Source organism: Kitasatospora sp. NPDC001175 (assembly GCF_053598215.1).
Map to the genome: position 1 here is coordinate 79,013 of NZ_JBSFJU010000003.1, position 26,286 is coordinate 105,298.

At 72.3% G+C, this 26,286-nt stretch carries 23 protein-coding genes and 2 pseudogenes; 14 read left to right on the top strand and 11 right to left on the bottom strand.

What is annotated here, in order from left to right:
- Nucleotides 1–58: 58 nt before the first annotated feature.
- A complete protein-coding gene (locus ACWDAK_RS03680) occupies nucleotides 59–1,228 on the bottom strand; it encodes an FAD-dependent oxidoreductase (protein WP_427394378.1) in 1,170 nt (389 codons plus the stop codon).
- Nucleotides 1,229–1,354: 126 nt separating this feature from the next.
- On the opposite strand from ACWDAK_RS03680, the gene ACWDAK_RS03685 reads away from it, so the two are divergent.
- Complete coding sequence (locus ACWDAK_RS03685; protein WP_344634566.1) at nucleotides 1,355–1,927, top strand: TetR/AcrR family transcriptional regulator C-terminal domain-containing protein; 573 nt, start codon at nucleotides 1,355–1,357, stop codon at nucleotides 1,925–1,927.
- A gap of 161 nt (nucleotides 1,928–2,088) precedes the next feature.
- Nucleotides 2,089–2,229 (top strand): annotated as a pseudogene (locus tag ACWDAK_RS03690) (IS5/IS1182 family transposase); the annotation flags it as partial.
- A gap of 172 nt (nucleotides 2,230–2,401) precedes the next feature.
- Here ACWDAK_RS03690 and ACWDAK_RS03695 read toward each other — a convergent pair.
- Complete coding sequence (locus ACWDAK_RS03695) at nucleotides 2,402–2,962, bottom strand: TetR/AcrR family transcriptional regulator (RefSeq protein WP_344634567.1); 561 nt, start codon at nucleotides 2,960–2,962, stop codon at nucleotides 2,402–2,404.
- An 85-nt stretch (nucleotides 2,963–3,047) separates the two neighbouring features.
- Between ACWDAK_RS03695 and ACWDAK_RS03700 the strand changes: the two genes are divergently transcribed.
- Complete coding sequence (locus ACWDAK_RS03700) at nucleotides 3,048–3,896, top strand: patatin-like phospholipase family protein (protein ID WP_427394379.1); 849 nt, start codon at nucleotides 3,048–3,050, stop codon at nucleotides 3,894–3,896.
- A 454-nt stretch (nucleotides 3,897–4,350) separates the two neighbouring features.
- Here the strand turns inward: ACWDAK_RS03700 and ACWDAK_RS03705 are convergent, their stop codons facing one another.
- Nucleotides 4,351–5,964 (bottom strand): MFS transporter, encoded by a 1,614-nt coding sequence (locus tag ACWDAK_RS03705; protein ID WP_427394380.1) that lies wholly within the window; start codon nucleotides 5,962–5,964, stop codon nucleotides 4,351–4,353.
- Nucleotides 5,965–6,225: 261 nt separating this feature from the next.
- On the opposite strand from ACWDAK_RS03705, the gene ACWDAK_RS03710 reads away from it, so the two are divergent.
- Together ACWDAK_RS03710 and ACWDAK_RS03715 are read left to right on the top strand one after the other, a co-directional pair.
- Nucleotides 6,226–6,852 (top strand): TetR/AcrR family transcriptional regulator, encoded by a 627-nt coding sequence (locus ACWDAK_RS03710; protein ID WP_427394381.1) that lies wholly within the window; start codon nucleotides 6,226–6,228, stop codon nucleotides 6,850–6,852.
- 461 nt (nucleotides 6,853–7,313) lie between these two features.
- On the top strand, nucleotides 7,314–9,062 hold the full coding sequence (locus tag ACWDAK_RS03715; protein ID WP_427394382.1) for a TIGR03767 family metallophosphoesterase: 1,749 nt from the start codon (nucleotides 7,314–7,316) through the stop codon (nucleotides 9,060–9,062).
- Nucleotides 9,063–9,192: 130 nt separating this feature from the next.
- On the opposite strand, the gene ACWDAK_RS03720 is transcribed toward ACWDAK_RS03715, so the two are convergent.
- On the bottom strand, nucleotides 9,193–9,915 hold the full coding sequence (locus ACWDAK_RS03720) for a DUF2637 domain-containing protein (protein WP_344634572.1): 723 nt from the start codon (nucleotides 9,913–9,915) through the stop codon (nucleotides 9,193–9,195).
- On the bottom strand, nucleotides 9,908–10,120 hold the full coding sequence (locus ACWDAK_RS03725) for a hypothetical protein (protein WP_344634573.1): 213 nt from the start codon (nucleotides 10,118–10,120) through the stop codon (nucleotides 9,908–9,910). Before ACWDAK_RS03725 ends, ACWDAK_RS03720 begins: the two co-directional genes overlap by 8 nt.
- A gap of 539 nt (nucleotides 10,121–10,659) precedes the next feature.
- Between ACWDAK_RS03725 and ACWDAK_RS03730 the strand changes: the two genes are divergently transcribed.
- From ACWDAK_RS03730 to ACWDAK_RS03745, 4 genes and pseudogenes are all read left to right on the top strand, one after another.
- On the top strand, nucleotides 10,660–12,069 hold the full coding sequence (locus ACWDAK_RS03730; protein WP_344634574.1) for a Mu transposase domain-containing protein: 1,410 nt from the start codon (nucleotides 10,660–10,662) through the stop codon (nucleotides 12,067–12,069).
- Complete coding sequence (locus ACWDAK_RS03735; protein WP_344634575.1) at nucleotides 12,021–12,338, top strand: hypothetical protein; 318 nt, start codon at nucleotides 12,021–12,023, stop codon at nucleotides 12,336–12,338. The genes ACWDAK_RS03730 and ACWDAK_RS03735 overlap by 49 nt, the downstream gene beginning before the upstream one ends.
- 30 nt (nucleotides 12,339–12,368) lie before the next feature.
- Nucleotides 12,369–12,737 (top strand): annotated as a pseudogene (locus tag ACWDAK_RS03740) (hypothetical protein); the annotation flags it as partial.
- 129 nt (nucleotides 12,738–12,866) lie between these two features.
- The gene (locus tag ACWDAK_RS03745; protein WP_344634576.1) at nucleotides 12,867–13,538 is read left to right on the top strand and encodes a thiaminase II/PqqC family protein; all 672 of its coding nucleotides are present in this window, start codon (nucleotides 12,867–12,869) and stop codon (nucleotides 13,536–13,538) included.
- A 192-nt stretch (nucleotides 13,539–13,730) separates the two neighbouring features.
- Here ACWDAK_RS03745 and ACWDAK_RS03750 read toward each other — a convergent pair whose 3' ends face one another.
- Both ACWDAK_RS03750 and ACWDAK_RS03755 read right to left on the bottom strand, forming a co-directional pair.
- The gene (locus ACWDAK_RS03750; protein ID WP_427394383.1) at nucleotides 13,731–14,639 is read right to left on the bottom strand and encodes a carbohydrate kinase family protein; all 909 of its coding nucleotides are present in this window, start codon (nucleotides 14,637–14,639) and stop codon (nucleotides 13,731–13,733) included.
- Nucleotides 14,636–15,574, bottom strand: a complete 939-nt coding sequence (locus ACWDAK_RS03755; RefSeq protein ID WP_344634578.1) for a pseudouridine-5'-phosphate glycosidase — start codon at nucleotides 15,572–15,574, stop codon at nucleotides 14,636–14,638. The genes ACWDAK_RS03750 and ACWDAK_RS03755 overlap by 4 nt, the downstream gene beginning before the upstream one ends.
- A 199-nt stretch (nucleotides 15,575–15,773) precedes the next feature.
- Between ACWDAK_RS03755 and ACWDAK_RS03760 the strand changes: the two genes are divergently transcribed.
- Both ACWDAK_RS03760 and ACWDAK_RS03765 read left to right on the top strand, forming a co-directional pair.
- Nucleotides 15,774–16,490: a (2Fe-2S)-binding protein gene (locus tag ACWDAK_RS03760; protein WP_427394384.1), complete on the top strand. Its 717-nt coding sequence runs from the start codon at nucleotides 15,774–15,776 to the stop codon at nucleotides 16,488–16,490.
- Between the two features lie 221 nt (nucleotides 16,491–16,711).
- The gene (locus ACWDAK_RS03765) at nucleotides 16,712–18,163 is read left to right on the top strand and encodes an amino acid permease (RefSeq protein ID WP_425557528.1); all 1,452 of its coding nucleotides are present in this window, start codon (nucleotides 16,712–16,714) and stop codon (nucleotides 18,161–18,163) included.
- Between the two features lie 5 nt (nucleotides 18,164–18,168).
- Here the strand turns inward: ACWDAK_RS03765 and ACWDAK_RS03770 are convergent, their stop codons facing one another.
- The 3 genes from ACWDAK_RS03770 to ACWDAK_RS03780 are packed head-to-tail and all read right to left on the bottom strand — an operon-like array spanning nucleotide 18,169 to nucleotide 20,722.
- Nucleotides 18,169–18,912 carry a Mut7-C RNAse domain-containing protein gene (locus tag ACWDAK_RS03770; RefSeq protein ID WP_344634581.1) on the bottom strand — a complete coding sequence of 248 codons (744 nt, stop codon included), beginning with the start codon at nucleotides 18,910–18,912 and terminating at the stop codon, nucleotides 18,169–18,171.
- 41 nt (nucleotides 18,913–18,953) lie between these two features.
- Complete coding sequence (locus ACWDAK_RS03775) at nucleotides 18,954–19,163, bottom strand: hypothetical protein (RefSeq protein ID WP_427394385.1); 210 nt, start codon at nucleotides 19,161–19,163, stop codon at nucleotides 18,954–18,956.
- A 14-nt stretch (nucleotides 19,164–19,177) separates the two neighbouring features.
- On the bottom strand, nucleotides 19,178–20,722 hold the full coding sequence (locus ACWDAK_RS03780) for a phosphoribosyltransferase family protein (protein ID WP_427394386.1): 1,545 nt from the start codon (nucleotides 20,720–20,722) through the stop codon (nucleotides 19,178–19,180).
- A gap of 1,142 nt (nucleotides 20,723–21,864) precedes the next feature.
- Between ACWDAK_RS03780 and ACWDAK_RS03785 the strand changes: the two genes are divergently transcribed.
- The 3 genes from ACWDAK_RS03785 to argS all read left to right on the top strand — a co-directional run bounded on the left by ACWDAK_RS03785 (nucleotide 21,865) and on the right by argS (nucleotide 25,706).
- On the top strand, nucleotides 21,865–22,587 hold the full coding sequence (locus tag ACWDAK_RS03785; RefSeq protein WP_344634584.1) for an aggregation-promoting factor C-terminal-like domain-containing protein: 723 nt from the start codon (nucleotides 21,865–21,867) through the stop codon (nucleotides 22,585–22,587).
- Between the two features lie 289 nt (nucleotides 22,588–22,876).
- Nucleotides 22,877–23,869, top strand: coding sequence for a glycosyltransferase family 2 protein (locus ACWDAK_RS03790; RefSeq protein WP_427394387.1), 993 nt, complete (start codon nucleotides 22,877–22,879; stop codon nucleotides 23,867–23,869).
- Nucleotides 23,870–23,981: 112 nt separating this feature from the next.
- A complete protein-coding gene (gene argS, locus ACWDAK_RS03795) occupies nucleotides 23,982–25,706 on the top strand; it encodes an arginine--tRNA ligase (RefSeq protein ID WP_344634586.1) in 1,725 nt (574 codons plus the stop codon).
- Between the two features lie 83 nt (nucleotides 25,707–25,789).
- Here argS and ACWDAK_RS03800 read toward each other — a convergent pair whose 3' ends face one another.
- Complete coding sequence (locus tag ACWDAK_RS03800; RefSeq protein ID WP_344634587.1) at nucleotides 25,790–26,281, bottom strand: SUKH-4 family immunity protein; 492 nt, start codon at nucleotides 26,279–26,281, stop codon at nucleotides 25,790–25,792.
- Between the last annotated feature and the right edge of the window lie 5 nt (nucleotides 26,282–26,286).

Consider the following 26,286-nt stretch of genomic DNA (forward strand, 5'->3'; position numbering starts at 1 on the left):
CGTTCGCGTTCATCGACCGGCGTGCACGCCGTCGACGCCCACGGTTCGGTGCCACCCGTCAGTGTGCGCTCGCCGCGCCCGCCGGTGCTGCGCCCGCCGTGACCGACGGGGCGAAGGCTGGCAGTTGCTCCAGACTCTCCGCGACCGCCGCGAAGCCGTACTCGAGCATCTCGCGCTCGTACCGCTCGACGGCCGGCAGCAGCTCCGCCTCGCCCCGCTCGACCGCGGTGAGCGCGCGGCAGAGCCCTGCCGCGTCCCGGAACGCGGTGTTGGCGCCCATGCCGCCGCTCGGCGGCATGACGTGGATGGCGTCGCCGAGCAGGGTGACCCGGCGGGTGCCCCAGTGCGGCACCGGCTTCGCGCAACGGACCGTCAGCACGGAGCTGTTCACCACGTCCGACTGCCGTACCAGCTCCACCAGGTCGGGGTGCCAGTCGGCGATGCCGGCCAGCAGCAGGTCGCGGACCGCCGGCCAGTCGGCGGGCAGCGGCCTGATGTACTCGGGCAGGAACGCAGCCCAGCGCAGGTAGCTTCCGGTTTCCGGGAGTTCGACATCGGGGGCCAGTTCGGCGGCGACGAGGTGCGGCGGGCGGCGGAACTCCATCTTGCCGAGCAGCATCCGCACCTCGGGGCCGTGGACCACGGTGCCGAAGCCCGGGACCAGGCCGGCGAACCGCTCGGTCAGCGGCGTGCGGCCGAGCAGGCCGTTGCCGTCCAGGGTGACCACCTCGGCGTCGGGCAGGAGTTGCCGGCGCACGGGGGAGTTGCCGCCGTCCGCACCCACCAGCAGGTCGCCGGTGGCGCTGCTCCCGTCGGCGAACTCGGCCCGGACGGTGCCGTCGGTCAGCTCGGTGTAGCGGATCAGCCGCTTGCCGAACTCGATCCGGTCGGTGAGCCCGGCCAGCAGCAGATGCCGCAGGACGTGCCGGTCGGTGGCCGTGCCCCCGTGCAGCGCGCCGAGTTGGCGGATCTCGCGCAGCTGCTCGTCGACCACCCGCCGCTCACCCGAGAGCTCTCCGGTGCTGGCCTCCAGCAGCGGGTGCAAGCCCTGCGGCAGGCATTCGCGCAGCGCGGCCAGTCCCGGGCCGCCGATGCCGATCCGGAAGCCCTGGTACCGGGCCCGCACGCTCGCCTCGCGCTCGTAGATCCGCACGTCGATCCCGGCCTGCCGCAGCCCCTGCGCCAGGCACAGACCGCCGATTCCGGCGCCGATCACCAGAACCCGCATGTCGATCCCCCGAACTTGGACACCGTAACTTGAACACCGTTCACTTGGTCGCCGTTCAAGTTACTTGGCCGGTGTTCAAGTGGCAAGATGCTCCGGTAGCAGGAAGGGATACGAAAGGGGGACCCGATGCCGCTCCGGCAGGCCGATGTGCTGCAGGGCGCGATGGAACTGCTCGACGAGGACGGCCTCGACGAGTTGACCACCCGTCGCCTGGCCCAGCGGCTCGGCGTCCGCGCCGGTGCCCTGTACTGGCACTACCCGAGCAAGGCGGCACTGCTGGACGCGCTGGCTGACCGGATCATCGGCGAGATGCTCACACAGCCGCCCGCCAGTGGCCCGGGCGCCGCCCCCGTCGCCGAGCAGGACTGGCCCGACCGGCTCCGGGACCTGGCCACCCGGGCCCGCGCGACCATGCTCGCCCACCGCGACGGCGCCCGGCTCGTGGTCTCCTTCACCGCCCCGCCGCCCAACGCCCTCGCCTACTTCGGTTCCCTGGTCGACGCCCTGCGCTCGGCCGGTGCCGACGACTCGGCCGCCCACCTCGGCGCGGACGTGATCACCAGCTTCGTCAACGGCTACACCCTCGAGGAGCAGGCCCGCCAGGCTGCCCTGATCCCCCTGGACCAGCGCGACGCGACCTTCCGCCTGGAGCTGGACATCGTGATCGCGGGCATCCGCGCGCGGCTGCTGCGCGACTGAGCGGAACTCGCCGCCGGTCGGTCGCCATGCGGGTCGGCGCGGCCACGGACCCCGCTCGTTCGGACACGTGGCCGAAATTCCGGGTGAACGTGCCAGGCGCCCGGATCGGAACAGCTAGGAGGCCACGCAGATGGGCGCGGTGGTGCGTCCCGGCAACCGCCGGCTCCATCACCGGAGCCCCGGGCGGTGGTGATGTCGCAGGGCGGTCGCCGGTCGATCGCGGTGAACAGGGCTTGGAACGCTCCGGCATGACGGATGGTTGTGGAATCCCGTTGGGTCGCGTGCTGGCCGGAGACGCCCGAACCGCCGTCCATGACAGGCGCCGACCTTTGGGCCAAGCCGGGCATCAACCAGCCCGATGCGGTCGCGGCACCGCTGACCCACTCGGCGGTGTTCCCGACACTGGCATCGGATCGGCTTCCGTCCTTGCCCGAGGCGGTGCCCCCCGGGCGCGGCCCCACACCTCTCGCGCGTTCACTGCTTCAGGAGTTCAGCGAAGCGGTCCAGCGCACGATCGGTGCGGTGGCGGTCGCCGGTGGCCGTGAGATCGAACAGTAGACCCCGGACAACGGCCATGACCAACGTGGGCGTGACGGTGTCGTCAGGACCGGTGGAGACGTCGCGGAATGCGGCACCGAGAGTGTCGAACCAGTCCGTGATCGCCTCGCCCTGGTCGGGGTAGTTCTCGGGGTGGACCAGGCCGTCGGCGTGCACCTCGAAGAACAGCCGGACGAACGGCGCACGTTCGTCTGCGCTGATCCACGCCCAGATGCCACGCAGCCGCTCCTGCACGGAACCCGTCTTCGGCGGAAGGTGCTCGGCCAGGCGCACCGCACCTCGGCGGCGGGCCTCGGCGAGGACCGCCGCGACCAACTCCTGTTTGCTGCCGAAGTCGTAGAGCAGCATCCGTGGGCTGGTATCGAGGGCCTCGGCCAGTGGTCGCAGGCTCAGCCCGCCCAAGCCGTGTGCCAGCACGTAATCGGTCGCCCGCGCCAGCGTGCGCTCGCGACGGGCGGGATCTGCGGGTCGCCCCACGGTGGATCTCCTCTCAGCGACTCGGAAGTGAAACAGTATTAGCGAGTATATGGTACGACTGTTTCAACAACGAGGGGAGACCACCATGCACACCTTCGACCGAGTACTAGTCCTGGGTCCCGGGAGTCACGTTGGCACGGCCTGGATGGCCGGGCTGGCCTACGGTTTGCGCCGCGACGGCGTGGATCTGGGCGAGGCCGACCTGATCGTCGGGACGTCGGCCGGCGCGATCGTCGGCGCACTACTCGCCACTGGGCAGGACCCGGGGCGGCTCGCGACTTCGGCTCGCCCGGCCGCTCACCGGCTCGAGGCGGCCCCCGGGCGGATGGGCGCGGTGTTCGCCGTGCTCGGCGACCGCAGCCTGGAACCCGGGGAGGCCAGGCGTCGCGTCGGCCGCCTCGCACTCGAAGGCATCGACCCCCAGGCCGAGGAGGCGCTGATCGCGGGGCGCGCTGCCTTGATCGGTGCGGACGCGTGGCCGGAGCGACGACTGCTGATCACCGCCGTTTGCGCAACCACCGGTGAGCCCGTGGTGTGGGACCGCGACAGCGGCGTGCCGTTGGTGCCCGCGGTGGCGGCGAGCAGCACCTTCCCCGGGGCCGCGCCGCCGGTTGTCATCGACGGTCGGCGGTACATGGACGGTGCGCTGCGGGCGGGCACCAACGCCGATCTCGCGGCCGGAGCCCGCACGCTGGTCGTGGTCGAGCCGATGGCCCACCTGTTTCCCCGCGAGCCGCTCAACCAGCAGTTGGCGGCAGTGGGGGCGGACGCCGTGGTGACCATCGGCCCCGACCCGGCCTCGGTGCGCGCTTTCGGCTCGGACCCGGGCGACCTGGCAGCCTGGGAACCGGCCTACCGGGCGGGTCTTCGCCAGGCCGGCGACGTCGGCGCGCAGCTCCGCTCCGCGTGGAGGACAGAAGCAGACGCGGGCTGACCGCCGATCAGGTCAGGCCGACCGCTCGGGCAGCCCAGCGCCGAATTGACCCCGAGGCGGTTCGGCCAGCCATGCTGGAAGTACAGGCACAGGTCTCCCCGGTGATCACAGAGCGTCGCAACTCCATGATCGCCAAGACCTGTGCCTGCGCTGCTACTGGGGTGCCATCGCCGCGCCCATCTGCGCCACCTCCAAGTAGCCCCACTACGACGAAGCACCCCGGCGGGTCGGCCGGGCGGCACGGCGACGGAGGCGCCCGGCGCACCCTGCCGCTCGCGCAGCTCCCAGCCCAAAAAGCCGTCCGCAGTGCGGGGCGGAACTCGCCTCGCACTGCGGACGATCGGCCGCTGCGGACAGCCGGCGGTCGGCCAGGTGGCCGGCTAGCGGGGTGGATCTGGTCTCCGCCGACAGCTGGTCACACCGGAGGCTCGCTCCAGCAGCTCACACCGGTTGCTCACACCGAGCCGGCCGGCACCTCCTCCGCCACCGGCTCACTGTCCAGCCACGCCTGCGGCCGTCGGCCGTCGCCCCGCCCGGGCAGGATCAGCAGCACCAGCACCGCACCGGCCGCCATCACGATCCCGCCGATCAGGCTGGTGTGGGCGACGGCGTCCGCGAAGGAGCGGTGGGCGGCGGCGACCAGTTGCGCGGCCGCCTGCGGTCCGCCGGCCGGGTCGGCGGCGACCCGCTGGGCGACCGCGAGGGCGCCGCCGACCGAGTCCTGGGCGAGGTGCAGCGCGGCGGGCGGCAGGTGGTCGCCGGCCGCGGCAGTGAGATTGTGGCGGTAGGACGTGGCGAGGATCGAGCCGAGCACGGCGATGCCGAGCGACCCGCCGAGTTCGAGGGCGGTGTCATTGAGGCCGCCGCCGACACCGAGTTCACTCTCCGGGAACAGGCCCATGATGGTGTCCGTGCAGGGGGCGACGCTGAGGCCGATAGCGAAGCCGAGCAGCAGGAACGGGGCCAGGAAGTCGGCGTAGGTCGAACCGGCGTCGATCCGGGTGAGCAGCAGCACGCCGGCCGTGCCGATCGCCATGCCCGCCACCACCATCGGCTTCATCCCGAGCCGGGGCGTGGCCACACCTGTCAGCGCGGCGCCGGCGAAGACCGCGCCGGCCAGCGGCAGCAGCCGCACCCCGGTGGCGAGCGGGGCGTAGCCGAGCACGAACTGCAAGTGCTGGGTGGCGTAGTAGAGGGCGCCGAAGGTGCCGAGGAAGAACATCAGCACGGCGAGCATCGAGCCGCTGAACGCGCGGAGGCGGAACATCCGCACGTTCACCAGCGGCTGCGGGTGCCGCAGCTCCCAAAGGACGAATGCCACCAGGCCGGTCCCGGCCACCGCGGCCGCGGTGACCGGTCCGGCACCCCAGCCGAAGTGCGGCCCTTCGATGATCGCGTAGACCAGCGAACCGACGGTGGCGATCGACAGCACTCCGCCGACCAGGTCGAGCCGGCCCTGCCGCTCGGCACGGGACGGCGGCACCAGGAAGAGCGCGGCGACCAGGGCGACGGCCGCGATCGGGATGTTGATCAGGAAGGTGGCGCCCCAGGCGTGGTCCTCCAGCAGCCAGCCGGCCACCAGCGGGCCGACCGCGACCGCGAGTCCGGAGGTGGCGGTCCAGGCCGTGATCGCACGGGCCCGCTCGACCCGCGGGAAGGTCGCGACCAGCAATGAAAGGGTCGCGGGCATGATGGTGGCCGCGCCGACGCCCATGACCGCACGGGCGGCGATCACCGCGCCCGCGCTGTGTGCCGCGGCGCCCAGCACCGCGCCCCCGGCGAACACGGCCAGCCCGGCCAGTAGCCCGCCCCGTCGGCTGTAGCGGTCGCCGACTGCGCCGAGCAACAGCATCAACGCGGCGTACGGGACCGTGTAGCCGTCGATCACCCACTGCAGCTGACTGCTGTCCAGGCCCAGGTCACGGGTCATGTCGGGGGCGGCGACGATCAGTGAGGTGTTGGCCATCACCACGATCAGCAGGCTGAGGCAGAGCACCAGCAGGGCCCACCAGCGGCGTGGATAGGGGCCGTTCATCCGGTCGACGGGTGTGGAGGCGAGGACGGGCATGGGTCGCTCCTTCGGGAGAGCGCGAGCACTGGTGGCGAGGACACGGACGGGAAGGGCACGGGCAGAGAAGCGGCGCCGGACGGGCCGAGCACGGGTCGGGGCGGGTACCTGCCGTGGCAGGCCCCGACCCGAGTTACTTGCTCACTCATGTGCAGGTTAGCTACTTGCACATTGGCGTGCAAATACTGCTCCGGCCTCCGGCTCGCGATCGCATAGGCTGACTCCGCCCCACCCCACCGCATTTCCTGAGAGGTCCCTGGCATGGCGGATCCCGCCGACGGCACTCCCCAGCGGAGCCACGCCCGCTCCAACCGGGCCCGCATCCTCGAGGTCGCGCGGCGCGAACTCGGCGCCCGGCCCGATGCCACGCTGGACGAGATCGCCCGCGCGGCAGGGGTGGTCCGCCGCACCGTCTACGGCCACTTCCCCGGCCGCGCCGCACTGCTCGACGCGCTCGCCGAGGAGGCGGCGACAGCCCTGCGGGAGGTGCTGACCACCGCCGGAGGTCCCGCACCGGGCCCCGAGGAGGCGTTCGCCCGGTTCCTGCTGGCGCTCTGGCCGATCGGCGACCGCTACCGGATGCTGCTCTCGCTCGCCCGCCGCGACCTGGGCGAGGAGCGCGTCGCCGAACTGCTCGCCCCCACCTCCGCTTACTGCACCGCCATCCTGGCGCAGGGTCAGGAGAGCGGGGCCTTCCACCGCCAGCTGCCCGCACCGGTCCTCTCCAATGCCCTCCAGGGCCTGACCTTCTCGCTACTGGAGAGCGTCAACCTCGGCGAATGGCAGGACGACGGGACCAGGGCCACCACCGCCACCCTGATCGCGGCGGGTGTCAGCCCCGACCGTGCCGCCACCGTGGTACGCGAGCTGAACTGTCCCGGCACATAGGGACGTTCGCCCCGTCGGACGGTCCGTCGAGGCGGATGCGAGGCAGCCGGAGGCGGCGCTCCACCGCGCCGCGCACCCGGAGCACCGCCGCTTCGAACCCCGGGCAGGCGCACCCCTGACGCCGCTCCGGCACGGACCCCCGAGCACAGCGGAGGGAGTTCATCCCGATGCAGCATCCCGCCGATCCCCCACAGCCGGGCATGTCAGCCGCGATCCATCCGCTTGAGTGACTTCTCGTCATCCACTCCGACTCCCTGCTGTAACAGCCTCCTGACTCACCGTCTGACGATCACAACTCCCGCCCACCGCCTTCGCAGAATGTTTCTGCCACGTTACGCCGCGGGACTTCATCAGCCTCCTACCTGTCGGTAATATCCGCCCGGGCCGACCCTGCTCGGCCATTCGTTCGAGTGGACCCGGGTGTGCCTCCTGGTACTGCCGGGCCGTCAGGAGGGGTTTCGATGCCTGCAATGACCAGACGGGCCTTCGTCGGCGGGGTCTCCGCCACCGCCGCCGGGGCCGCACTGTCCCTGGCTGGTGGGACGTTCGCCTCGGCGGCCGCGCGCGACCGCGCGCTGGCGGCGACGGCGGCCCGCGCCGTCCGGGTCGAGGGCACGACGCTCGAACAGGCCGCCGCCCCCACCGGGGGCTCCGGCTACCAGCGCCTGGCCGCCGGCCCGGGCTGGCCGCTGGTGGTCCGCGGCGAGCTCGCCGGCCCCCAGGCCGGGCGCGACGACCGGCGCACCGCACTCACCGGGTTCGTCCAGTTCACCGACCTGCACCTGATGGACACCGAGTCGCCGTTCCGGTTCGAGTACCTGGCCCGGTGGAACGGCAGCGCCCACCGCCCGCAGGAGACGCTGACCGTCCGCGGCGCCTCCTCGCTGGTCGAGCGGGTCAACTCGCTGTCCGCCGGCCCGTACACGGGCAAGCCGCTCGACCTGGTGATGACCACCGGTGACAACACCGACAACCACGAGCAGATCGAGCTCGACTGGTACCTGAAGGTCCTGAGCGGCGGCCGGATCACCCCCAACTCCGGTGACCCGACGCGCTACGAGGGCGTGCAGAACTCGGGCAGCTCCGCGTACTGGAACCCCGAGATCTCCTTCCTCGACGACTACAAGGCCAAGGGCTTCCCGCAGGTCCCGGGCTTCCTCGGCGCCGCCGGGCGTCCGTTCGACGCGCCGGGGCTCAACGTCCCGTGGTACAGCACGGTCGGCAACCACGACGACAGCCTCGAAGGCACCCTGCCCGACCTCGGCCTGCTCGACGCGCTGTACACCGGCAGGCACAAGCTCGAGGGCTGCGACGACGCGGACGCGGCGAAGATCATGGAGGCGCTGCGGCGCGACCCGGCCGGTGCGGCTGTGCTGCTCGGCCACCTGTTCGCCGACGGCAACTTCGTCCGTGAGATCACCCCGGACGAGCGCCGCCGCCCGTTCAACCTCAAGGAGTTCGCCAAGGCCCACCTGGACCCCGCCGTCACCGGCCCCGGCCCGCACGGCCACGGCTTCACGGCGGACGCGGTCGCCAGCGGCAAGCTCTACTACACCTTCCGCATCGCCGACGGCGTCCTGGGCATCAGCCTGGACACCACCAACCAGGCCGGTTTCGCGGACGGTTCGATCGGCACCGCCCAACTGCGCTGGCTGGAGCAGACCCTGCAGGCGCACAGCGGCCACTGGTACGACACCGACGGGCACACCGTGCGCGGCGGCCAGGGCAACGACCTGATCGTCATCTTCAGCCACCACACCAGCACCACCATGGGCAACCTGGTCCTGGACCCGCGCAACATCTTCGAGAAGCGCCACGACGGCAACGAGCTGGTCGCGCTGCTCCAGCGCTACCCGAACGTGGTCGCCTGGGTGAACGGCCACACCCACGAGAACCGGATCACGCCGCACGGCCACGCGGTCCCCGAGCGCGCCTTCTGGGAGATCAACACCGCCTCGCACGTCGACTTCCCCCAGCACGCCCGCATCATCGAGATCGCCGACAACCGCGACGGCACCATCTCGCTCTTCACCACGCTGATCGAGTCCGCCGCCCCGTACGCGACCGACTTCAACGACACCTCGGACGCGGGCCTCGCCGCCCTCTACCGCGAGCTCTCGTTCAACGACCTCTACGGGCACCCCACCGCGAAGCTCGGCGACCCGGTCGACCACAACACCGAGCTGCTGCTCACCAAGCCGAACGCCTGACCCGCGTAGCGCGCCATGCGCACGCCGCCGGTCCGGGCTCCGCACTCCCGGACCGGCGGCGGCGCGGCCGATGGGTGACACGGCAGGTCCGGCGGCGCGGGCTGCGACGCCGGGGTGCGCCCGGCGGCACTCAGCGGGTCGGCTTGTGGAGCCGGCGGTAGGTGGGCCGGTGCGCGCCCTTGCCCGAGGTGAGCTGGCGAACCAGCTGGTGAAGGGAGACCAGCGCGGTGATCGGGGGCAGTCCCGCGACGATCACGTCGGGGAGCGTCGGCGCGACGTCGGCGACGCACAGCCCGGTCGCCACGCTGGAGAACACCACCACCACGACCCAGGAGTGCACCGGCCGGCGCCCGTCCAGGGCGGCGCGCAGGACCGACAGGCAGCCCACGATCCACGGGCCGTAGACGATGAGCGGCCACAGCTGGGACAGCCCGTGCGGCACCCGGGACTCCGCCAGGTCCTGCAGCGGGTGGTAGGAGAGCGCCCAGCCCAGCAGGCACATGGCGGTGACCGTCACGGCGGTGAGCACCCCGAACAGCGAGCTCAGGATCTGCGACCAGGTCGCCGCGGGCGGGTGGTCCCGACGGCGGTGCCGCGGCACCGGTGCGACGGCGGACTCGGCGACGACCGTCCCGAACTCGTCGGCGGGGACCCGGGGATGGGGGACGAACAGGCCCTCGGGATCCCAGCTGCCCATCGCCTCGACGGTCGGGTACGGAGCCCCCGCACCACCGGCGGCGACCCCGCCGTACCAGCCGCCCTGCTCGTACGCGTCGGCCACCGGGTGGTCCTCCGGGCCGCAGTACACGGTGGCCCCGTAGGACGGGAAGAACTCGCCCATCGGGTCATACATGACGGCGGGCCATGCCGGTGTCGGCGCCGCAGCGCGCGGCGAAGTCCTCCTCGATCCGGCGGATCGTCCGGACGAAGTCGGCCAGCAGGCGGGAGCAGTGCTGCAGGACGACCCGCTCGCCGTTGCACGACAGGTAGCCGGTCCGTACGTCGCCCGCGAAATTCCTCCGGTCGGGGACGAAGAGCCACTTTCCGAGACTGGTCACCGGATCGTGTTGCGGGAGTGGTACGGCCATTGGCCGGCGCATTGAACTCATGCCCCGTCAACGAACGTCGACCCGCCGCGCATGTGCGACAGACGGGCGTCCTTCCATATTCAGCATTCCCGATGCTCGGCGAAATTACCCGAAGCGGCGAGGCCGGCGGGATTCGGCAGTCCACTGGCGTTCCCAGGGCACGGGGTCGGCGCGGCGGGCGCCTGGCCGGAGTGCGGGAACCACCCCTCCGAGCCGATCGGCTGCTCTGTCGGATCAAGGAAACCACCCATCCGGCCCCCAGCCCGACCCCCGTCCGATCCGTACTAATTTCTCGCCATGCTCTGCGATTTTCCCCAGTGGCGCGGGGGGTGGCGCAAGCCGCGCCACGGTGGCGCTGCTCACTGAAATTCCCCAGAGGTGCGCCATGGACGGACCGCCGCTTTCCCTTATTTGATCTTTCCGGCATCGTGTAGCATTTGCCGCCGCGTGGGGTTCGTGACCATTTGCGCACCCGCACGTGAACTGTGTCTGGGGCGTGAGGGGAGCCGATGCTCACCAGGGAGGAATACTCGGATGCACAGGAACTGCGTCGTCAGGGGTGGTCCATCTCGGCGATCGCCAGACAGTTGGGGCGCGACCGCAAGACGGTGAGGGCCTACCTCGACGGGGACCGGATCGCGGGGGTCCGCAGCCCTGTCCAGGACGAGTTCTCCCGGTTCTTGCCGTACTCCCGGCAGCGCCTGACGGACGATCCGCACCTGCCGGCGTCCGTCCTGTTCGGCGAGGTGGTCGCGCTCGGCTACCCGGGCGGCTACTCCACCTTCACCCGCGCGCTGCGAAGACGCGAGGTCCGGCCGCCGTGCGGGCTCTGCCGCCGCGACCGGCAGCAGGGCGACGGCGCCTGGCCGCCGGCGGACGAGGAAATCCGCTTCGAGTGGCTCAGGCTGCCCGACCCGCCCGCGGGATGGGACTGCGGAGGCCACGCGTTGCTGCTGACGGGCTCGCTGACCCGCCAGGGCCGCTGGCGCGGGGTGCTGGCGGAGAGCACGGACCTCCCCGAACTGGTCGAGGCCATGGACCAGGTGATGAGACGTCTGGGCGGTACCGCGGGACGCTGGCGGTTCGACCGGACGCCGACCGTGTGCTGCCCGACCACCGGCCGCCCGACGCAGGCGTTCGCGGAGGTGGCCAGGTACTACGGCGTCGCGGTCGAGTTCCCACCGCCCGGCCGGGCCGACCGGGCGGACGGGACGGGGAGCCCCCATCACCAGGCCGTCCGGCGCTGGTGGCGCGGAGTACCGGACGGGACCGGCCTCTGGGACGCGCAGGACGGTCTCGACCGGCTGGCCCGCCGGATGGACGCCCGCCGCAGACCGGTCGACGAGGAGGGCGCGCCACCGGATGCCCGGGAACTGCTGGATCTGCCGGACACCCCCTTCCCCGCTCGGCTCCGAACCCGCAGAACCGTCACTTCTCAGGGACGGGTCTCCTTCCGGGGCAACTGGTATCCCGTCCCCGCCGACCTGTCGGGCGCCGTGGTGCAGGTCTGCCGCCGCCTTGACGAACCGTTCCTGTCGATCACCACCGGGGGCGGAGCGGTGATCGCCCGCCACCCGCTCGCGCCCCAGGGAGCGGGGCTGACCCTGACCGGCAGCGGAGGGGCCATCGTGCTGGAGCGCCCCGCCCGCACGGGCCGTACCTCCCACCCCGACATCCCGCCCTGCCAGCGGGAGACCGGCGCCCGTCCGCTGTCCCGGGAGGCACTGGCCGAAGCCGCCGCCCTGCGCGAGCCCCGCCCGGCGCCGGCGGCCGGCAGGGATGAGCCGGACCACCCGGCCGTGGCACGGCCCGTCGGCGACACCGCTCCTAGACTGGACGAAGGGGTGCCGAGGCTTGCGAGGAGTACGCCATGCGTCGCCGCCACAGTTACCACCGGGACGAGTACGGGCACTCGGTGACCGTGAACGTCCGCTCCGGGCGGCTCACCGAGACCGAACTGCTCGTGGACGGCAAGGAGGTCGGATTCCTGCGCGAGCGCGGCACCGGCCGGCTGCCCCGGCTGCTCTCCGGCGAACTGCCCGGCTTCCCCGCCCGGCCGTTCACCGTCCGGCTGGAACGCCCGAAACGGGGCGCGCGCGAGACGGCCTGCGTCCTGGAGCTCGATGGCCGGGACCTGCCGATGCCCGACCTGGTCGCCCACCCGGCGCCGAGCCGCTTCCTGTCGTGAGACGCACGGCCGGCCGGCCTCCCGGCGGCCGAGCGCGAGCGGGCGGCCCGGCGCAACGAGTGCACCCGGTTCACCGACCGCACGATCAGCGACGCCGCCGCCCCGGTCGCCGAGCTGACCCCGGTCGCCGCACAGGGGTACGCGGTGGACGACACCGAGCACGAGACCTTCCTGCGTCGCCGCGCCGGTGCGCGACGCCGGCGGCGGCGTGGTGGCCCGGTCCTCCCTCTCGGGTACCCGATGTGGTGCTCGACCGCGCCCGGCCCGGGTCCTGCTGCCCGGGCTGCACCGGACCGCCCTGGAGGTCTCGGCCGGCTGCGGCCACCACGGCGCGAACGGCCCGGCCGACGGCGGTGCTTGAGAACGACTGCGACGTTCCGGGCCCACGGCGGCGCTTGAGGCCGAGGCCGGCGCGCGGGCGGTACGGGCGCGCTCTCACCGGGCGCCGCTTGCCGGGCTAAGCGCCCGTCTCTGCCTACCCTGGTCCGTGACGACCTGACCTACCGTCACCGCCGAGGAGAGCAGCCGATGGGCACCAGCGCACAGGCACGCGAAGTCTTGCAGACCGTCCGCCGGGAGCTCGCGCCGGACGAGCGGCAGAACCGGCTGCTCCCGCTGATCGCCGAAGGACGGGCCCCGGTCGCCGTCCTGGCCGAACTCGCCGCGCAGCAGCACCGGATCATCACGAGTGACCGCCGCAGCCTGCTGGTGCTGGCCGCACGCTGCGCCGACGGCCCGCTGGGCACCTGGTTCGCCGAGGTCGCCGCAGGTGAGAGCCAGGCGCTGCGGGCGCTCGGCCCGTTCTCCAGGCGTTGCGGCCTGACGCCCAACGGCACGGCCGCCCGCGAGCCGCTCCCCGGCTGCCAGGCCTATCCCGCCTTCCTCGCCTGGCTCGCCCTCAACGGCGAGCCGGCCGGCACCGTACTCGCGCTCGCCGCCAACTTCGCCGCCTGGGGCGGCTACTGCGCCACCGTCGCTCAGGCACTGCGCGACCACTACGACTTCCCCGACGAGGCCTGCGCGTTCTTCGACTTCTTCGCCGAGCCCGCGCCCGAGCTGGAGGAACTCACCGTCGAGGTCCTCGCCGCGGTCGGCCTGGACACCGAACGGATCGACGGCGGCCGCCGCTTGGGACGCCAACTCCAGGCGTACGAGCAGATGTTCTGGAACTCCCTCGCCGACGCCCACCCGGTCGACTGACCGGCCCCGGCGCAGCCGCACCCACGACCCTCCCGCCGCCCGACCGGCAAACCGTCGATGGGATCCGGCACTTGGCCCGACGCCCGTACCGTCACCGCCCAGCTCCCCCGGGTGCGTCCACCCGCCTGCGCACCGCCTCGACCGCCCGGGCAGCCGGGCGGTGCCGGGCCGAACGCTGCTCTGGAGGCCCTGTCAGCGGGGCAGCGGCGGGCGGCCGCCGAGGACCTCGACTGCGGCGGCGCCGGTGCGGCAGCCCGCCTCCGTGGCCTCGACCAGGTCGGCGCCCGCGAGGCGGGCGGCGAGGAAGCCACCGGTGAAGGCGTCGCCCGCGCCGGTGCTGTCCACCGCCCGGGCGGCGACGCCGGGCACCCGGGCCAGCAGGGTGCCCTCGCGGGCGGCCAGCGCGCCGGCGGCGCCGAGTGTGACCACCGCCTCGCCGTGGCGTGCGCTCAGCCGCTCGGCGGCGGCCACCTGGTCCGGCGTCCCGGCGAGCAGCCGGGCCTCCGCGAGGTTGGGCAGGATCAGTCCGACACCGTCGACGGCGGCCAGGAAGACGAGCAGGCCGAGCCGTTCGATGAAACCCGTGGACGCCGGGTCGACACTCACCGGTATGCCCGCCTCACGGGCGGCCGCATGGACGGTGGCCGCCAACTGCCGCCCGCGTTCGGTGAAGTAGAGATAGCCGGAGAGGTGGACGTGGGCGGCACCGTCCAGCAGCGCGGCATCCCAGTCGCAGCGGCCGAGCCGGACGGCGGCACCGCTGTCGGTGACCAGGGTGCGTTCGGCGGCGGCGTCCACCAGCGAGATCACCACCGCCGTCGCGGCCTCGCGGTCCACCACCAGGTGCGCGCCCACCCCGGCGACGCGCAGCTCGTCCCGGTGCCAGTCGGCCGAGTTGGCGCCGACCCGGGCCAGCAGCCGCACCTCGGTACCCGAACTGGCGGCCCAGGCTGCCGTGTTGGCGCCGGAGCCACCGGGCCGGAAGGCGATCCGGGCAGCGGTGTCGGTGTCCGGGGCGAGTGCGTTCGCATGCAGGGCGACGATGTCGGTGACCACGTCCCCGATCACCAGCAGGGCACCGCCCAAGGCCTGCCCGCTCATCGCGCGGCCCCCTGCCCGGCCCAGTGGACGGCGATCTCCGCGCCGAGCCGGACGTTGCCCCGCACCGCCGCGACGTTGGCCTCCAGCGAGGCGCCGCCGGTGTGCTCGACCAGATAGGAGAGCAGGAACGGTGTGATGGCCTGGCCGCTGATCCCCGCCCGGTCGGCCGCCGCCAGCCCCTCGGCCAGGACCCGGTCGTGCAGGACCGGGTCGAGCTGCTCCGCGGCCGGCACCGGATTGGCCACGATCACCGCCGAGTCGAGTCCGCCCAGCGCGTCCTGGGCCGACATCACGGCCGCCACCTCGGCGGGCTCGCTCACCGTCCAGTCCACCGGCCGACCCGAACTGGTCAGGTAGAAGCCGGGGAACTCGGCCGTGCGGTAGCCGAGTACCGAGATCCCGAGCGTCTCCAGCCGTTCCAGGGTGGCGGGTACGTCCAGCACGGACTTCACGCCGGCGCAGACCACGGTGATCCGGGTGCGGGCCAGCAGGGCGAGGTCGGCGGACTCGTCCTGGGTGACGGTCCACTGGCGGTGCACACCGCCGAGCCCCCCGGTGGCGAAGACCCGGATCCCCGCGCGGGCGGCCAGGAACGCCGTCGCCGAGACCGTGGTGGCCCCGCTCGCTCCGCTCGCGAGCGCCGGGGCGAGGTCGCGGAAGCCCAGTTTGCGCAGCGACCGGTCGCTGGCGACCCGCTCCAGGCCGTCCTTCGCCAGCCCGATCCGCGGCACCCCGTCCAGCACCGCGACGGTCGCGGGCACCGCACCGGCCGCCCGGACCGACTGCTCCAACTCGATTGCCACGTGCAGGTTACGGGGCCTGGGCAGACCGTGGGCGATGATCGTGGACTCCAGCGCAACCACGGGCGCGGCGCGCTCAAGGGCCTCCCGCACCTCGTCGGAGACCCGGACCGCAGGCAGCGAAGATTCCGTCATCTCCGAATCCTGGCGTTCGTTCGGCCGGTTCAAACCCGCCCGGAACCATCGGACTCCTGACTGAAGGCTCGAGAAGTCCGTCCGCGACGGTCGAACCCCGCAGAGGCCCGGCGAGCGCTCGGAGGTCGCCCCGGCCCGCGGCGCTCCGAATCGCCCCCGTCCACGGGATCACCCGAGCGCGCGCAGTAAGGTGTCGAATGTGCCCGAAGAGCCTTCCGCCACCGAGGTGTTCCGCGAAGTCACCGCCGTAGGGCCGTACTTCGCGGTCGAGGCCGCGGTCGGGCCCGGCCGGCCAACCGGTTTCAGGCCGCTCGGCGAGTTGTACGACGGCGGCCCGGAGGGCTTTCTGGCCGAGCGGATCGCGACCGTCTCCGCACGGCTGGGCACCGCGGAGTCCCGGGTCGCCGCCTCGATCAGCCAGCTCGGCCTCGCCGCCCGGCTCTGGTCGGTCACTCTCGGTGCGGCCGTGCTCACCGGAACGGTGCCGGACCTGGCCCCCGACCGTGCTTACTGGCACCACCCGCCACACGGCATGCTCGAACTCCGCCTGCCCGCCCCCGTCCGCACGGCGGACCTCGCCGGCGCCCTCCGGGACGGCGTCGTCACCGGGGCTCTCGCCCCGCTCGCCACCGCCGTCCGTGCGGCGACCCCGACCCCCGTCTCGGAGCGCCTGCTGCGGGGCAACGCCGCATCGGCCCTGGTCGGCGCGGTACGCCAGCTCGCCGCGCACCGCCCGGACGCGGGTCGTACCGCCTGGTCACTCGCCGGTGAGCTGCTCGGCCACGCCCCGCTGGCCGGCACGGGCACGCTGCACCAGACCTCGTTCCGCCGCTCCACCTGCTGTCTGTACTACCGCCTGCCGAACGGCGGCCTGTGCGGCGACTGCGTCTTCCGCACGCCGCCCGCACGCCCTTGACGTACGCCGCCGACGCACGGGGCACCCATAACCCGTCGGTAACCTCTTGTCACGCTCAATTACGTAAAGCTTCCGTGGTTACCAGGGCAACAATTTGTGCCTAAAGCTTCCGTTGGTCCGTTTTAGTAGCTACGTTTCGACCCAACGCGTGGAACCTGTCCCCCCTCTGTCATCGCAGACCGAGAGCCCGCGCGTTGGGAAGGCAGTCACACCTGATGAGCATGGAAACCACCAAGGTGCCTCAGCAGACAGGCGAACCAGGCCAGGGCCCGGCGACCCCGGGCGGCCACGGCGGAGGCCACGGTCACCTTCAGGCAGGCCTGAAGAACCGGCACCTCTCGATGATCGCGATCGGCGGTGTGATCGGCGCCGGGCTCTTCGTCGGCTCGGGCGCCGGTATCGCGTCCACCGGCCCCGGCATCCTCCTCTCCTACACGCTGGCCGGCGCCCTGGTCGTCATGGTCATGCGGATGCTCGGCGAGATGTCCGCCGCGGACCCGCAGAGCGGCTCGTTCTCCGCCTACGCGGACCGGGCGCTCGGCCGGTGGGCCGGGTTCTCGATCGGCTGGCTGTACTGGTTCTTCTGGGTCGTGGTGCTGGCCGTGGAGGCCACCGCGGGTGCCAAGATCCTCAACGGCTGGATGCCGGGGGTGCCCCAATGGGCGTTCGCACTGATAGTGATGACCGTGCTCACCGCGACCAACCTCTTCTCGGTCTCCTCCTACGGCGAGTTCGAGTTCTGGTTCGCGGGCATCAAGGTGGTCGCGATCATGGCCTTCATCGTGATCGGCGCCCTGGCGATCCTGGGCGTGCTGCCGGGGACGCACTCCCCGGGCATGACCAACCTGACCGGTAACGGAGGCTTCCTGCCGCACGGCATCGGCGCCGTCTTCACCGGCATGCTCACCGTCGTCTTCGCCTTCATGGGCAGCGAGATCGTCACCCTCGCCGCGGGCGAGACCGCCGACCCGAAGACCGCCGTCCGCAAGGCCACCAACAGCGTGATCTGGCGTATCGGCGTCTTCTACCTGGGCTCGATCGCCATCGTGGTGACCCTGCTCCCGTGGAACTCCGCCGCCGTCAAGGGCAGCCCCTACGTCGCCGTCCTCGACCACGTCGGCATCCCGGGCGCCGGCCGGGCGATGGACGTCATCGTCCTGACCGCCGTGCTCTCCTGCCTCAACTCGGGCGTGTACACCGCCTCGCGGATGGCCTTCTCGCTCAGCCAGCGCGGTGACGCCCCGCGTGCCTTCGCCAAGGTCACCGACCGTGGCGTGCCGCGCACCGCGATCCTGGTCTCGACCGTCTTCGGCTTCCTCGCGGTGTTCTTCAACTACATGTGGCCGGCCACCGTCTTCCAGTTCCTGCTGAACTCCTCCGGTGCGGTGGCGCTCTTCGTCTGGCTGGCGATCGCCGTCTCCCAGCTGCGGATGCGCCGGATCCTGGAGCGTGAGGAGCCCGAGAAGCTGTCCGTCCGGATGTGGCTCTTCCCGTACCTGACCTGGGCCACCATCGGGATGATCACCTTCGTCATGGTCTACATGTGCACCGACCCCGACGGCCTCACCCAGATGATCCTCTCGCTGGTCGCCGCCGCCGTGGTGCTCGCCGCCTCGTTCGTGGTCGGCCGCCGCCGCAAGGCCGCCGCCGTGGAGGCGCCGGCCCAGGCCTGATCCCCTCACCCCCCACAGCTTCGCCCGCTGCCGCCGAGTGCGGCGGCCACGATCGACTCGAGTCGCCGGTGATGAGCACCGTGCCAGTAGACGTGGCCGCAGTCCCGGCAGCGGGCGAAGCTGTCGTATGTCCGCCTGGTACCCGGGCGCAGCGCCGACGCCACCTCGGCCTTGGCCGCCGGTTCCAGCAGCCCGTTGCAGGCGGTGCAGCGGGTCCACGGCGCGGCCCGCGGCGCGAACCGGTCCAGGACGTCCACCAGCTGGGCCTCCACCCCGGCGCCCCGGACGTAGCCGCCGAACCAGAGCGCCCGGCGGCGCAGCAGTCCCCGGTCCTGGGTGAGCAGGATCCGCCGTTCCGCGTTCGCCCGGCGGACCAGCTCGTCGTCGTCCAGGTCGTTGCGGTAGGCGGTGTCCACGCCGAGCAGGCGCAGGCGCCGGGCGAGCGCGCCGAGATGGACGTCCAGCAGGAAGCCGGCCGGCCCGCCCGGCACCGGTTGCGGTCTGCCGACCGCCGCCACCCGGATCACCTCGCCACCGCTCGGCCGGTACCCCGGAGGCACCGGCCGGCCCGCCGTCTCCAGCGAACCGACCTCGGTCAGCGGGACCCCGAGCGACTCCACCAGGTGCCCGAGCGAGGCGGTTCCGTCGTGCGCCACCCGGACCGGGTCGCAGCGGTTGCCGCTGCGCAGGAACAGCCACAGCTCGGGGGCGAAGCGCAGCGAGACCACCGGCGTCGGCGACTCGGTCACGGGACCAGTCCAGCACACCGGGCCGCCCGCCGGTCAGCGGGTCACGGCTTGCGGGCCGCACCCGCCCAGTAGTACGCGGCCTGCGGGTCGGCGGGCGGCTCGCCGTCCGGGCGCCGGGCCAGCACCGGGGCCACATCCGCCTCCACCGGTTCCACCGGTTCCCAGCCGGCGAAGTACTCCTCGATCTCGGCCCGGGCGCGCGGGACCAGCGTCACATGGCCGTCCTCGGCCATGCCCGCGACGGCCTTCACGACCTCGGCGGCCGTCAGCCCTCGGCGGCCGCCGGACCCGCCGCGGTCGGCAGGTGCTCCGCGAACCACTCCGCGGCCAGGTCGGCGGCGGCGGCCAAAGTGCCCGGTTCCTCGAAGAGATGGGTGGCGCCGGGCACCACGGAAAGCCGGTTCTCGCAGCGCAGTTGGAGCTGCGCCTCGCGGTTCAGCTCCAGTACCAGCTGGTCGTCACCGCCGACGATGAGCAGTGTGGGAGCCGTCACCTCGGGCAGCCGCCCGCCGGCCAGATCGGGGCGACCGCCCCGGGAGACCACTGCGCCGACCGACGTCCCGGACTCGGCGGCGGCGACCAGCGCGGCGGCCGCGCCCGTACTCGCCCCGAAGTACCCGACCGGCCGCCCCTCGGCCCCGGGCTGCGCGCGCAGCCAGCGGGTGGCCTCGGTCAGGCGCTCGGCCAGCAACGGGATGTCGAAGACCTTGGCGCGGTCGGCGGCCTCACTCTCGGTGAGCAGATCGAAGAGCAGGGTCGCCAGTCCGACGCGCTGGAGGCGCTCGGCGACGAAGCGGTTGCGCGGGCTGTGCCGGCTGCTGCCGCTGCCGTGCGCGAACAGCACCACACCCGCCCCGGAGTCGGCCGGAAGCGTCAGAGTGCCGCCTGACCGGCCACCGCCCAGCGGAAGTTCGACCTCCCGGGGCCCGGTGGAGCCAGTTGTGGCAGGCGGGTCGTCGCTTCCACCCGGGTCATCGCCACCGTTCGAGTGCCCGTGTGAGCTCTGGTGCGTTCCCAGCCTGAAGCGGCCGTGGCGGGTGGCCGGAGGATCGTCGGCATCACTCTCCGGCCCGCCGAAATGGCCGGCCGGACCTCGTCCGGAGCGACCGTGGTGCGCCTTCCCGCCGTCGTCCTCGCCTCCTGCCTCGTCCTCACCGCCTGCGGCCACCGCCGCCCACCGGGTCGCGCGGTCCAGGCAGTCCGCGACCTCCCGGTCCGAGGTCTGCTCGAAGTCCTCGTAGAACTGCCCGATCGCGTAGAAGGCCACCGGAGTACGGACGCACACCAGCTCGTCGGCGTCCTCACCCAGCCGGGCCACCCAGTCCGTCGGCGCCACCGGCACCGCGAGCACCACCCGCGCGGCGCCCAGGCGCCGGACGATCTGGCAGGCGGCGCGCGCGGTGGAGCCGGTGGCCACGCCGTCGTCGACCACCACCACGGTCCGCCCCGAGAGCGGGATGGGGGGGCGGTCCTCCCGATAGCGGGCCACCCGTCGGGCGAGTTCGGCCCGCTCGCGCTCCTCGACCGGCGCGAGCTGCTCCTCCCTGACCCCGGCGAGCCGCATCACCTCCCGGTTGAGCACCCGTACGCCACCCTCGCCGATCGCGCCCAGCCCGAGTTCGGGTTGGAAGGGCGCACCCAGCTTCCTGATCACACAGATGTCCAGCGGTGCGCGCAGCGCCTCGGCGACCTCGGCCGCCACCGGTAGGCCGCCGCGCGGCAGGCCGACCACCACCACGTCCTGGCCGCGCAGCTGCGTCAGCCGGGCGGCCAGCTGCCGGCCGGCGTCCCGTCGATCGGTGAAGTACACGGCCCGACCTCCGATCCGCTCGTTCTCCCCCTTCCAGCCTGCGCCTGTCCGCTCCCGCCGGCGTACGCGACCCTCGTGCCCGGCTCAGGGCCCCCGACGCGCGCGGGACCGCGTCGCTACACAGGGTGGCGAGTTGGAGGTGAGCCGGCCGTCCGACACAGCGGTTTCGACGTCCGTCCGCCGAGCAGCGCGCTCAGGCTGAGCAGCGGCGGTACGGCCCTGTGCCGTTCCCGCTCCCCGTGCCACCCGCCGGGCGCACAGACACCCGGGCCAGCCGACGCCGGACGTGCCGCGCACCGGCCAGGTATCAAAAACCGCCGACTCCCCTGCCAGTGTCAACCGGGTTGACTGACCTTCAAGTTGTTTTTCTTATCTTGCAATTACTCACGGACTGAACGAGATTCGGACTGACGTGTGATCAGTATCCCGCGTACGACCGCGAATCGCGGCAGGATGTCGAAGCACCGAACAGCTTGAAATCGAAGCAGCGGCCAACCGCGCCAACTCGGCGATTCCGGCGTGCGCACTCCTCCATGGCCGCGGCTGCTCGGACCTGTTCGGGTTCCGGCCACCGTCCCACTCGCCGTGCACTCCACGCACGATCGGCAGCCGAACAGGCCTGCAATCGGCCGATCACACTGCGCAAGCACTGCCGTGCGCCCACTGTGAGGCCGCCCACACCCGTCCTGCCGACTACTGCCCTCGATAGTGGCCGGGCCGGCGACGGCCGGGTCGCCCCACCTGCCGGAGTGTCTGCCCGCCACCCGACCGTCGAGAACGTTGCTGGTCAGGGCCATGATTACGGGCTGTCATCACATCCTGGTTCCGGCCGCGCGGCTTCCGGGCTCGACACCCTGGCCGTCCGCCGGATGCTCCGCCGTCCTACGATCGCCGGTAGTAGCAACAGCCGTTGAAACGGTCGAAAGCCTCTGCAAAGAATGTCCCGGTCGCAACGCAGTGTCGTCGGACCGTGCCGCAAGGCTGATCCGTCGCGCCGCCCGCCAGCTCGCTCCCCCGCCAGGTGCGAGGCCGTCCGGCACGGTACGCGGGCTGTTCTCCCCGAGCACGCTTCGCGATACCCGTGCGTCCGCGCACGGTGTGTCCACGCACGGTCCCACCGACGGAATGAGGTCAGTTCCTCCATGCAGCTCCCGAAGCTCCCGCAGCTCTCGCAGCTGAGCAAGAACCACCGCAACGCCATCGTCACCGGCGTCGCCACCCTCGCCGTCGCAGGCTCCGCCACCCTCGCACTGGCCCTGCCGCAGGACGCCACCTCCGCCTCAGCCGCCGCACCGAACGCCGCCGCCAGCGGCGCCGCCGGAACCCAGCAGCCCGCCGACGCCCAGGCCAAGGCTGCCGCCGCCGCCAAGGCCCAGGCCGACGCCCAGGCGAAGGCACAGGCCGATGCCCAAGCCCAGGCGCAGGCCAAAGCCGCCGCCGACGCCAAGGCCCAGGCCGACGCACAGGCCCAGGCCCAGGCCAAGGCGCAGGCTGAGGCCCAGGCACGGGCGGATGCCCAGGCCAAGGCCGCCGCCGCATCCCGCTCCGAGCAGCGCGGCAGCCTGAACACGACCTACTCCGGGGCTCCGCAGCAGATCGCCGCGCAGATCGTCCCGGCGAGCCAGCTCCAGTGCTTCGACAACATCGTGGCCCACGAGAGCAGCTGGAACGTCACCGCCACCAACCCGAGTTCGGGCGCGTACGGCCTGGTGCAGGCACTGCCCGCCGGCAAGATGGCCTCGGCCGGCGCCGACTGGCGCACCAACCCGGCGACCCAGATCAAGTGGGGCCTGAACTACATGAACGAGGTCTACGGCAGCCCCTGCGACGCCTGGTCGTTCTGGCAGGTCCACCACGCGTACTGAGCCCCTCGGGGCGCGCGGGACGCTCCCCGCGCGGGCGCCTGCGGACCTCGACCCGCCCCGGGGTGCGACTGCCGAAGCTCCGGGCGCGAGCTGCACGGCGACCTCCGCGACACCCTCGCGCTCCGCGCGCGGGCGCGCGGACGTCGCTGACTGTCTCTCAGGTTCGCAGGGCCTGGTGGCAGCCTGGTGAAGATATCGCGCACACCAGCCGCACTTTGATCGGTTTTGGGTGGTTTAAGGGTCATTTTGACCCTTGCTCGGACGTGTACACGCCTTTAGCCTCCCGCCCATGCCCTCCCCACTGTTCTCCGTCGTACTCCCCGCCTACGACCAACACCAACAGCTGAAGGACTGCCTGGACTCGCTCCTGTCGCAGTCCTTCCGCGACTTCGAGGTCGTGCTGGTCGTGGACAAGTCCCCGGACGCCCCCGAGCGCCTCAGCGAGGCGTACGAGATGCGCGATCCCCGGGTGAGCGTGCTGCGGCTGGACGCCGCCGTCGGCGTCGGGCGCAGCCGCAACGCGGGGGCCGCGCACGCCAAGGGCGAGTACCTGCTCTTCCTCGACAGCGACCACGTGGTGCAGCCCGAGGCGATGCAGGCGCTGGCCGACCGGCTGGACGAGACCGGCGAGGTAGACGTCCTGCTGTTCGGGCACTCGCGCGAGTACCGGGAGCGGGTCTGGCCGGGCGGTGCGGCGAAGACCCTGGCCTCGCTCGGGTCCGAGGTCTTCGCGCCGCAGGACCGCCCCCAGGTCTTCGGCGCGCCGCCGCTGATCTGGGACCGCCTGCTGCGCCGGGAGGCCGGGCTGCCGGGCTTCCCCGACGGCCACTACGACGAGATCCCGGTGGTCCACCAGTCGCTGCTCACTGCGAAGCGGGTCGCGGTGCTGGAGCAGGACTGCGTACGGATCCGCCGCCGGCACACCCTGCACCCGACCGGCTCCCCCGGCAGCAGCCACTTCGACATCTTCGACCAGTACGGCCGCAGTTTCGAACTCCTCGACGAACACCAGGAGTTGGCCGTAGCCCGGCCGTTCCTGTTCACCCGGATGATCCGCAACTTCCTGTTCGTCTTCGACCTCGCCGGCTGCGTCCCGCGCGCCGAGCGCCCGCAGTTCTTCCACCGCGCCAACGAGTACTACCGCTCGTACCTGCCCGAGAACTACCACCGTCCGGAGGGCCGCGAGGGCATCAAGTTCTCGCTGCTGGCCAGTGGCGCCTACGCCGCCTTCGAAGTGGCCAAGCTCTCCCAGATCGCCCGCAACGCCGTCGCCCGCTCATGACCCCCGGTCCGGCCGCCCCGCTCGGGGGCATCGGGCGGCCGGACCACCCGACCTCGGCCTTCCCGGCCCAAAGCGTTGGACGCTCCGCTCCGGGGTCGGCTAGCGTTCCGCAATGACCAACCTGGAAGAGCTGCTGCACCAGCGGCTGACGACGGCGTACGAAGCGGTTTCGGGACTCTCGATCGACCCGCTCGTCCGACGATCGCAGCATGCGCACTTCCAGTCGGACGCCGCTCTCCCGCTCGCCCGCAGGATCGGCGGGAACCCACGCGAACTCGCCGCCGCGGTGGCGGCCGAGGCCCAGCTGGACGATCTCTGCTCCTCGGTCGGGATCTCCGGCCCCGGCTTCGTCAACCTGACCGTCTCCGACGCCGCGCTGGGCCGGCTGCTGGCCAAGATCGCCGACGACGACCGGCTCGGCGTCCCCCTGGTCGAGCGGCCCGAGACCGTCGTCGTCGACTACTCCGGGCCGAACGCCGCCAAGGAGATGCACGTCGGCCACCTGCGGTCCACCATCATCGGCGACGCCGCCGTCCGGCTGCTGGCGTGGCAGGGCCACACCGTCATCCGCCAGAACCACATCGGGGAGTGGGGCACCCCGTTCGGCATGCTGGTGGAACACCTGCTGGACCTCGGCGAGTCGGAGGCCGCGCACGAGCTCTCGGTCGGCGACCTCAACGGCTTCTACCAGGCCGCCCGCACCAAGTTCGACGCGGATGACGCCTTCAAGGACCGCTCGCGCAGGCGGGTGGTGCTGCTGCAGGGCGGCGACGAGACCACCCTGCGGCTGTGGCGGACCCTGGTCGAGGAGTCCAAGAAGTACTTCATGACCGTCTACGGGCTGCTGGGCGTCCGGCTGACCGCGGACGACTTCGTCGGCGAGAGCCGCTACAACGACCAACTCCACTCGGTGATGGACGAGTTGGAGGAGCAAGGTCTGCTCCGCGACAGCGCGGGCGCCCGCTGCGTCTTCCCCGGTGACCACCGCAACCGGGACGGCGAACCGCTGCCGGTCATTGTCCGGAAGAGCGACGGCGGCTTCGGGTACGGCGCCACCGACCTGGCCACGATCCGGCACCGGCTGCGGAACCTGGCCGCCACCCGGCTGCTGTACGTGGTCGGGCTGCCCCAGCAGCAGCACCTGGAGATGGTCCACCAGACCGCCCGGGAGGCCGGCTGGCTCGCGCCGCCCGCCCGCGCCGAACACATCGGCTTCGGCTCGGTGCTGGGCAGCGACGGCCGGATGCTGCGCACCCGGGCAGGCGCCTCGGTCAAGCTGGTCGACCTCCTCGAGGAGGCGGTGGCCCGGGCCTCGGCCGTCATCGCCGAGAAGAACCCCGGCCTGGACGAGGAGACCCGCTCCCGGGTCGCCCGCGCCGTCGGGATCGGCGCGGTGAAGTACGTCGACCTGTCCACCGACCGCCGCAAGGACTACGTCTTCGACTACGACCGGATGCTGTCCTTCGAGGGGAACGCCGCGCCGTACCTCCAGTACGCGCGGGCCCGGATCTGCTCGATCCTGCGCAAGGCCGGAACCGACCCCGTAAGCGGCCCCGACCGGCTGGTCATCACCGAACCGGCCGAGCGCGCCCTCGCGCTGGAACTCCTCGGCTTCGGCGGCGTGATCGCCGAAGTGGGCGAGAGCCTGGAGTTCCACCGCCTGGCCGGCTACCTGTTCGGCCTGGCCAGCGCCTTCACCGGCTTCTTCGAGAACTGCCCGGTCCTCCGCTCCGAAGGCGCCGTCCGCGAAAGCCGCCTCGCCCTCTGCGACCTCACCGCCCGCACCCTGGCCCTCGGCCTCGACCTCCTCGGCATCGAGTCCCCGGACCGGATGTGACGGACCCGCCCGCGACAGCGCCGCCCGGCCGGATCCCCGGGCCGGGCGGCGCTGCACAATGCGGGGCGCAAGGCTTGCCCCCGTCACTCGGGACCCAGCACACCCAGCCCGACCTCTTCGAACACCCTCGACCACCAGGCGTCCTCATCACCGAACGCGGCTGGATCTTCCTGCTGGGCCCGGTCCAACAACTCGGCGACGTAGTCCTCGTAGTCTTCATCGTCCTCGCTGCGGCCGGACCGGACGAAGGACTCCCACAGCCGGAGCAGACGTTGGAGCCCGTCGACCGAGGAGTTGACCAGGGCGAACCGTTGCGGACCGCCTTCGTAGCCGTAGGCCATCCACACTTCGCCCGAGTCGATCAGCACCCAGTAGGAGTTGACTCCGTCCTCGAAGACGCCGAGGCAGACGGCCTGCCCACAGGGCAGATCACGAACACGGAGCTCCAGCGCGGAGTCACGCACGAACATGCCGGTGCAGTTGACCGGAAGCCCCGGATCCACCAGCGCCCGCCCCACCTCGGGACTCACATCCGCGGAGCGAACCGCCTCCACCTCGTAGGGACGCCACGACACGGCCT

Excerpts from the sequence above, each read along its gene's own strand:
- ACWDAK_RS03680 (WP_427394378.1), bottom strand. The coding sequence starts at position 1,228 with ATGCGGGTTCTGGTGATCGGCGCCGGAATCGGCGGTCTGTGCCTGGCG.
- ACWDAK_RS03685 (WP_344634566.1), top strand. The coding sequence starts at position 1,355 with ATGCCGCTCCGGCAGGCCGATGTGCTGCAGGGCGCGATGGAACTGCTC.
- ACWDAK_RS03700 (WP_427394379.1), top strand. The coding sequence starts at position 3,048 with ATGCACACCTTCGACCGAGTACTAGTCCTGGGTCCCGGGAGTCACGTT.
- ACWDAK_RS03705 (WP_427394380.1), bottom strand. The coding sequence starts at position 5,964 with ATGCCCGTCCTCGCCTCCACACCCGTCGACCGGATGAACGGCCCCTAT.
- ACWDAK_RS03710 (WP_427394381.1), top strand. The coding sequence starts at position 6,226 with ATGGCGGATCCCGCCGACGGCACTCCCCAGCGGAGCCACGCCCGCTCC.
- ACWDAK_RS03715 (WP_427394382.1), top strand. The coding sequence starts at position 7,314 with ATGCCTGCAATGACCAGACGGGCCTTCGTCGGCGGGGTCTCCGCCACC.
- ACWDAK_RS03720 (WP_344634572.1), bottom strand. The coding sequence starts at position 9,915 with ATGTATGACCCGATGGGCGAGTTCTTCCCGTCCTACGGGGCCACCGTG.
- ACWDAK_RS03730 (WP_344634574.1), top strand. The coding sequence starts at position 10,660 with ATGCTCACCAGGGAGGAATACTCGGATGCACAGGAACTGCGTCGTCAG.
- ACWDAK_RS03735 (WP_344634575.1), top strand. The coding sequence starts at position 12,021 with ATGCGTCGCCGCCACAGTTACCACCGGGACGAGTACGGGCACTCGGTG.
- ACWDAK_RS03745 (WP_344634576.1), top strand. The coding sequence starts at position 12,867 with ATGGGCACCAGCGCACAGGCACGCGAAGTCTTGCAGACCGTCCGCCGG.
- ACWDAK_RS03750 (WP_427394383.1), bottom strand. The coding sequence starts at position 14,639 with ATGAGCGGGCAGGCCTTGGGCGGTGCCCTGCTGGTGATCGGGGACGTG.
- ACWDAK_RS03755 (WP_344634578.1), bottom strand. The coding sequence starts at position 15,574 with ATGACGGAATCTTCGCTGCCTGCGGTCCGGGTCTCCGACGAGGTGCGG.
- ACWDAK_RS03765 (WP_425557528.1), top strand. The coding sequence starts at position 16,712 with ATGGAAACCACCAAGGTGCCTCAGCAGACAGGCGAACCAGGCCAGGGC.
- ACWDAK_RS03785 (WP_344634584.1), top strand. The coding sequence starts at position 21,865 with ATGCAGCTCCCGAAGCTCCCGCAGCTCTCGCAGCTGAGCAAGAACCAC.
- ACWDAK_RS03790 (WP_427394387.1), top strand. The coding sequence starts at position 22,877 with ATGCCCTCCCCACTGTTCTCCGTCGTACTCCCCGCCTACGACCAACAC.
- argS (WP_344634586.1), top strand. The coding sequence starts at position 23,982 with ATGACCAACCTGGAAGAGCTGCTGCACCAGCGGCTGACGACGGCGTAC.